The sequence below is a fragment of the Ideonella sp. P3_A4 genome (genome assembly GCF_056403075.1).
In genome coordinates, this window is the sequence record NZ_JBFUGE010000376.1 from 1 (window position 1) to 5,923 (window position 5,923).

At 69.5% G+C, this 5,923-nt stretch carries 6 protein-coding genes; 1 reads left to right on the forward strand and 5 read right to left on the reverse strand.

The genetic code is table 11. From position 1 onward, the window contains the following. From AC1DYI_RS24460 to AC1DYI_RS24475, 4 genes are all read right to left on the reverse strand, one after another. Positions 1-561 (reverse strand): PHP domain-containing protein (locus AC1DYI_RS24460; RefSeq protein ID WP_477206743.1); only part of this gene is annotated, 561 nt, incomplete at its 3' end. 76 nt (positions 562-637) lie between these two features. After that, positions 638-1,219, reverse strand: a complete 582-nt coding sequence (locus tag AC1DYI_RS24465; protein WP_477206738.1) for a TMEM175 family protein — start codon at positions 1,217-1,219, stop codon at positions 638-640. A gap of 115 nt (positions 1,220-1,334) precedes the next feature. Continuing rightward, positions 1,335-3,239: a hypothetical protein gene (locus AC1DYI_RS24470; protein WP_477206739.1), complete on the reverse strand. Its 1,905-nt coding sequence runs from the start codon at positions 3,237-3,239 to the stop codon at positions 1,335-1,337. A 283-nt stretch (positions 3,240-3,522) separates the two neighbouring features. Continuing rightward, positions 3,523-4,764, reverse strand: coding sequence for a PQQ-dependent sugar dehydrogenase (locus tag AC1DYI_RS24475; protein WP_477206740.1), 1,242 nt, complete (start codon positions 4,762-4,764; stop codon positions 3,523-3,525). Between the two features lie 219 nt (positions 4,765-4,983). Between AC1DYI_RS24475 and AC1DYI_RS24480 the strand changes: the two genes are divergently transcribed. After that, entirely contained in the window at positions 4,984-5,595 is a 612-nt protein-coding gene (locus tag AC1DYI_RS24480) for a hypothetical protein (RefSeq protein ID WP_477206741.1), read from the forward strand. Positions 5,596-5,695: 100 nt separating this feature from the next. Here the strand turns inward: AC1DYI_RS24480 and AC1DYI_RS24485 are convergent. Further along, on the reverse strand, positions 5,696-5,923 hold a 228-nt coding region (locus tag AC1DYI_RS24485), incomplete at its 5' end, for a hypothetical protein (protein ID WP_477206742.1).

Below are 5,923 nucleotides of genomic sequence, written 5' to 3' on the forward strand. Positions count from 1 at the left end.
GGCAGTGACGCCGCCGGCGCCGTGAACCCAGCGCAACGCGTCACCCAGGCCGGCCCAGCGGTGCGGCACGAAACCGGGCTTGCCTTCTTTCAGGAAGCGGCCAAACACCTCGTGCACGCTGCTGCAATGGCCGTGCTCGACCAGGAAGCGAGCGAAGTGGGTGCGCGAGACCAACTCGGGGTTCGGCGCCAGCGCCAGTGCGCCTTCGTAGGCGCCGGGGATGCCGGCCTTGGCCAGGCTCTCGCCCATTTCCTGTGCCCGGGTGATGCGGCCAGCACGCAGGTTCGACAGGCCCGCGACCAGCGCCGGTTCATCGGGGTCGAAGCCGAATCCGAGGATGTGGACTGTTTCGCCGGCGAAGCTGACGGAGATCTCGACTCCGCTGACGTAGGCGATGCCGAGCGCTTCGGCAGCCTCACGGGCCTCGCGTTGGCCGGCCAGCTCATCGTGATCGGTCAGGGACCACAGCTGCACTCCGCCCTCGTGGGCCCGTTGCGCCAACGCAGTGGGGCTGAGGCTGCCGTCCGACGCGGTCGAATGGCAGTGGAGGTCGGCGTTCAGCAAATGCACGCCACCATTGTAAAAAATGGCGGCTGACCTGTGCCGGCCAGGGGGTTACGGCCGTGCCGAATGTGGCTCAGTGCGGCTTCTGCAGCGCGTGCTCGATGCGCCGGTCGGGGATCAACCAGAGCAATGCGACCAGCACGTAGGCGGCCTCTGCCACCCAGGGCACGAACTGCGTAGAGACGATGCCGATGATGTAGAACATCGGCGACAGCTTGCCCTTCCAGTCGCTGCCGAGCGCCTGCTTCAGCACCGAGGACGGCCCTTCCGACGCGATGATGGCTTGCTGCAGCAGCCAGTAGGCGATGGCCGCCATCAGCAGCACCACGCCGTACAGGGCCGAGGGCCAGGCCGCGAAGTGGTTCTCGCCCATCCAGCCGGTGGCGAACGGGAACAGCGAGAGCCAGAACAACAGGTGCAGGTTGGCCCACAGCACCCGGGCCGAGACGCGGGTCGTCGCGTGCAGCAGGTGGTGGTGGTTGTTCCAGTAGATGCCGACGTAGACGAAGCTGAGCACATAGCTCAGGAACACCGGCAGCAGCGGTGCCAGCGCCTCCAGCGAATCGCCGTGCGGCACCTTCATCTCCAACACCATGATGGTGATGATGATGGCGATCACGCCATCGCTGAACGCCTCCAACCTGCCTTTGCCCATGCCCGCACCACCCTTTCGTGGCCGGCATTTGAACTCAAGTGCCGATCACGGGCGGTGAGCGCTACGCAGACTCGTGCGAACGGGTCGCCAGGGAGGCGGCAGGGTGGTTGGGGCGTCAGCCGCCGCGCGACGCGTAGACGCGGCCGCCGGCGGTTTCCTGGAACTGCTGCACCAGGTCCATCCGGCGCGGGCCTGTCCAGTCGGGGTGCGACAGGTCGATCACGTGGCAAGAGACCGGCGCGTCCAGCAGCGCGACCAGCTCGGTCCAATCGTGGTACGGGCCGGGCTGGTCGAGCGAGGTCGAGCGTTCGATCACCAGCAGGTGCAGCACCCAGCCACGGGCGCGGGTGTCGGTCTTGGCGAGCAGCCAGGCGCGGCCGATGGCCTGCTCGCTCTTGAGCCGCTCCAGCAGCGGCCGCAGCGTGCGCCCGCCCATCTTGGCCGGGCCCAGCAGTTGCGGGCCGGAGAAATCGGTCAGCGTGTCCATCGCCTTGTCGGCGTCGCGCTCCAGCTCGGCAATGCGCRGGCGCACGGCGCGCAATGCCTCGATGCCTTCGCGCTGGATCAGCGCCCGCTCCAGGCGGCGCGCGGCAGGCAGGGCCCAGCTGAGGTCGTGGCTGTCGACCGCGCCGCCCTTGGTGCCCTCCGAGTCTTCGTCAGACAACTCGCGCAGCAGGCCCAGCGCCTCGTTGGCGTCAGGCGGCAGATCAGGCAGCAGGTGGCGTGACGGCAGCAGGCCGCGCGCATCGAGCAGCGTGCAGGCCAGCAGGTAGCGCGCGCCGGGGCTCTTCGGGTGGCGGGTGACCGCCTCGCGGGCGACTGGTACCGCGCTGGCAGGGCCCTGCACCTGGCTCGCGGTGCGGATCCACAGCAGATGGTCGTCGAGCGACAGCGGCCGCGACGCATGGCTTTCGGCCAGCTCGGTCAGCAGCTTCTCGCGCTCGCGGTGGGTGCGGTGCATGTCGGCCCATGAGGCCGCGGCTTCACGCTGCCAATGGGCGTCCAGCAGGTCGATCCAGCCGTCGAGCTGGCGGCCCAGCAGTGCGTCAGCGGCACTGCGGCCTTCGCTGGCGCGCTTGGACAGGCGGGCCGCATCGCCGGTCAGGGCCAAACGGTCTCGCAATGCGGCGCGCAGATCACCCTTGGGCGGCAGCGACTGCAGCGAGTCGTGCAGCCAGCCGGTCGCCTGCGGGTGGCGCAGGCTGGCACCGATCAGCGCCCGCAACTCGCGCAGCGGCAGTACGTTGGGCAAGTGCGATTCGCGCGCGCTGGCCCAGCGCTGCGGCCAGAACACCTCGTCCAGGAAGCGCTGTTGCACAGCCGGGCCCATCAGTGCGGTGGCCAGAGCCGGCGCGCCGCATTGCGACAACACCAGGCGGTCGGCGATGGCGGCTTCTTCGCGGCCCAGCACCACCGCACGGGCGTTGAAGCGGGGCAGGAAGCGGTTCATGAAAGGCGCCAGCACCGCGTCCTGCCACCAAGGCAGCAGGCGGGACGGCGTCCACGCCGACGCGAGCGCGGCCCAGGTGCGACGCTGCCGCTCGACCCACGCGGCGGGCTCGCGCATCGCCTCGCGCCAGTCGGAGTCGCGCCGCAATGGCACCAGCGCGTGGGCCACCAGCGCGGCCAGCGGTTCGGTGCCCAGCGCCATCATCAAGGGCAGACCGATCACCAGCACGTGGCGTGGCCAGCCCAACACGCCCAGGCGCGGCTGCATCACCAGCTTGACCTCGAGCGAGGCGTCGAAACGCAACTCGTCAATCGGTGCGGCGTCCAGTGCCGAGCGGGTCTTCTCGACCAGCGCATGCACTTCCTTGGCCTGCTGCGCACTGACGACCACGCCGTCCGGTTCGGCCGCTTGCAGGCGCAGCGCGCGCAGCAGTGGCCACGCCGCTGCCAGCACCAGCAGGCCGAGGATCAACCAAAGCGAGCCCCAGGACCCGCGCAGCCATCCGACCAGCGACACCAGCAGGCCTATCGACAACACCAGCACCAGCGCTGCCACAGCGCCAAGCGCCATGGCGGCATCCTGCCCGGTACGACGGGCAAATTCGCGCGGGCGGTCGCGCCATGAATTGGTATGCCGACCCACCTGGCGGCGAAACCATGCGTCATCCATCATTCGTGGAAGCGTTTTTGACTGCAGAACATCTGGGTATCGATTGTCCGCCCAGTGCGGACCGCGGTGCGTGACGTCGTTCGCGATGTCAAGCACCGCGATCGCGCGATGTGAAACGTCTTGTGACGGCCGAGCGTGAGAACTGCCCGCTGCTTGCACCGGGGTTCGGCGACCCCGCAACCGCTCAGCGCTCGACGCGCAGCAATTGGCCGCTGTCGGTCAGCAGGTAGATCCAGCCGTCCGGACCCTGGCGCACGCAGCGCACGCGGGTATTGAGCATGCCGGAAAGCGGCTCGTCGCGCGAGACCTCGCTGTTGCCATTGAGCACCACTCGCCACAGCGTCTGGCCCGCCAGCGCGCCGACAAAGGCGTTGCCCTGCCATTCCGGGAAGCCGGTGCCGGTGTAGAACAGCAGCGAACTCGGCGCGGTCGAGATCGGCACCCAGTAAGACACCGGCTCGACGTAGTTCGGCGCGTGCGTGCCGCCGCCGATGCGGCAGCCGTCGCCGACAGGCGCCCCGTACTCGCAACCGTAGCTGACCAGCGGCCAGCCGTGGTTGCCGCCGCGCTGGACGTGGTTCAACTCGTCGCCCCCTTGCGGGCCATGCTCTGAGTTCCACAGCTCGCCGGTGGTCGGGTGGATCGCCACCGCCTGCGGGTTGCGGTGCCCGTAGCTCCAGAGCTCGGGCCGGGCGCCCCCACCCAGCGCCGGGTTGTCCGGCGGGATGCTGCCGTCGGGGCGGATGCGCACGATCTTGCCGAGCGAGGTGGTCAGATCCTGTGCCGGACTGCCTTTCTGGCGCTCGCCCAGCGAGACGAAGAGCGTGCCATCGCTGGCGAAGACCATGCGCGAACCGAAGTGGCCGCTGCCAGTGGTCTTGGGCACTTGACGGTAGATGACCTGCACGCCCTGCAGTGCGTTGCCGACCAGCCGGCCGCGCGCCACTGCGGTGCCCGAGCGGCCGAGGTCGGGCCCGCTGCCGGGTTCCGAATACGTCAGGTAGACCCACGGCGTGGTCGCGAAATCCGGCCCCAGCACCACGTCGAGCAGGCCACCCTGGCCGTCGGCAACGACCGCCGGCACGCCGCTGATGTCTGCCTCCACGGTGCGGCCATCGGCCGACAGCCGGCGCAGGTGGCCCGACTTCTCCGTCACCAGCATTCGGCCATCGGGCAGAAAGGCCAGGCTCCATGGGCTGGCCAGGCTGCTGTTCAGCGTGGTCAGCCGGGCGCCGCCGGGAGGCGGTGGTGGTGGTGGGGGCGGGGGTGCAGAGGTTCCGCTGCCGCCACCGCCGCCGCAACCAGCGCCCATYGACGCCCAGGCGGCGGCGAGCGTGGCCCAGCGTGCGGTGCGCTGAAGCCATTCGCGGCGCGGTGGGTCTTCAGGCGCAGGCGGGGCAGGCGGGGAAGTGGGCGGCGTGGGCATGGCGATCGATATTGGCACCTTGCGGGAGGCTTGCCAAGCAAAGCGTCCGCAGGCCGCGTGCCGTCGGTCGAGCCCCAAAAAACAGCAATCGACGTGCCGGCAAGGCGATCGTGGCGACGTTCTGCTCCGTCGTCCTACAGCGATTGCGCTTGCGATCCGATGGCGGGCGCCGTCTGCGTTCGCGAGCATGCAAGCACCCCAGTTCCCCCAGGAGGGACCATGAGCAAGCTGTCCATTTCCCAACTCGCCCTGGTGCCCGCCGTGGTGACCTTGCTACTGACCGGCCTGCCGGCCCAAGCGGCCACCTCGTCGGCCCAGCCCTCGACGGCAAGTCAGACCGCGCGCGCCAAGTACGCCCGTGACACGGCCCACTGTCGCACGCTGCCCGTGCAGTCCACCGCACGGGCCAACTGCCTGAGCGAAGCCAGCACCGCCTTTGCGCAAACCCAGCCCGACAAGCCGGAGGAAGCCCCGTCCTTGCTGCAGCAAAACGCGCTGCGGCGCTGCGACGCCTTGCCGTCGCCCGACAAGCAGGATTGCGTGACGCGCTTGCGCATAGGCACCACGAGCGGCAGCGTCGCCTCAGGTGGCATCTTGCGCGAGCTCGTGACGCGCGAGGTCATCGTCGATCCGGCCGCGTTGCCACCGACGGCGGCCGGCCCGGCTGCCCCAAGCACTGCCGCACCGCCAGCACCGATGCCTGCGCCGCAGCCGGTCGCACCGACACCGACGCCCGCGCCGCAGCCTGTATCGCCCGTTCCTCCGGCACCGCCGGTCGAGCAGGTGCCTCCGGCGGGTTACCCGCCGCTGCCGATGCGGCCGACGCCTTGACGGTTTGAGCGCTGCGCCACCGCCTGCGGTCACCGCAGGCGGTGGTGACCAAATGGACGCGTCGCGGCCTGCGAAGGCCCGCGGCGCGTCTTGCCGTTGGCTACTGCTTGAAGAACGGCGTGATCGCGTCAATCCAGTCGCGCTTGGGCACCCACTCGTTGCCGCGCTGGTACATCACACCGTACTCGTTGGGGTTCACCGCCCCGCGGTATTCCCAGTAGGCAAAGCCGATCCGATTGGCGACCAGGTGCGACAGCACCGCCTTGACCGCCGCGCGGTTGGGGTCTTCGCCGGAGCGCACACCCACCTGTTGCACGAACACCGGCAC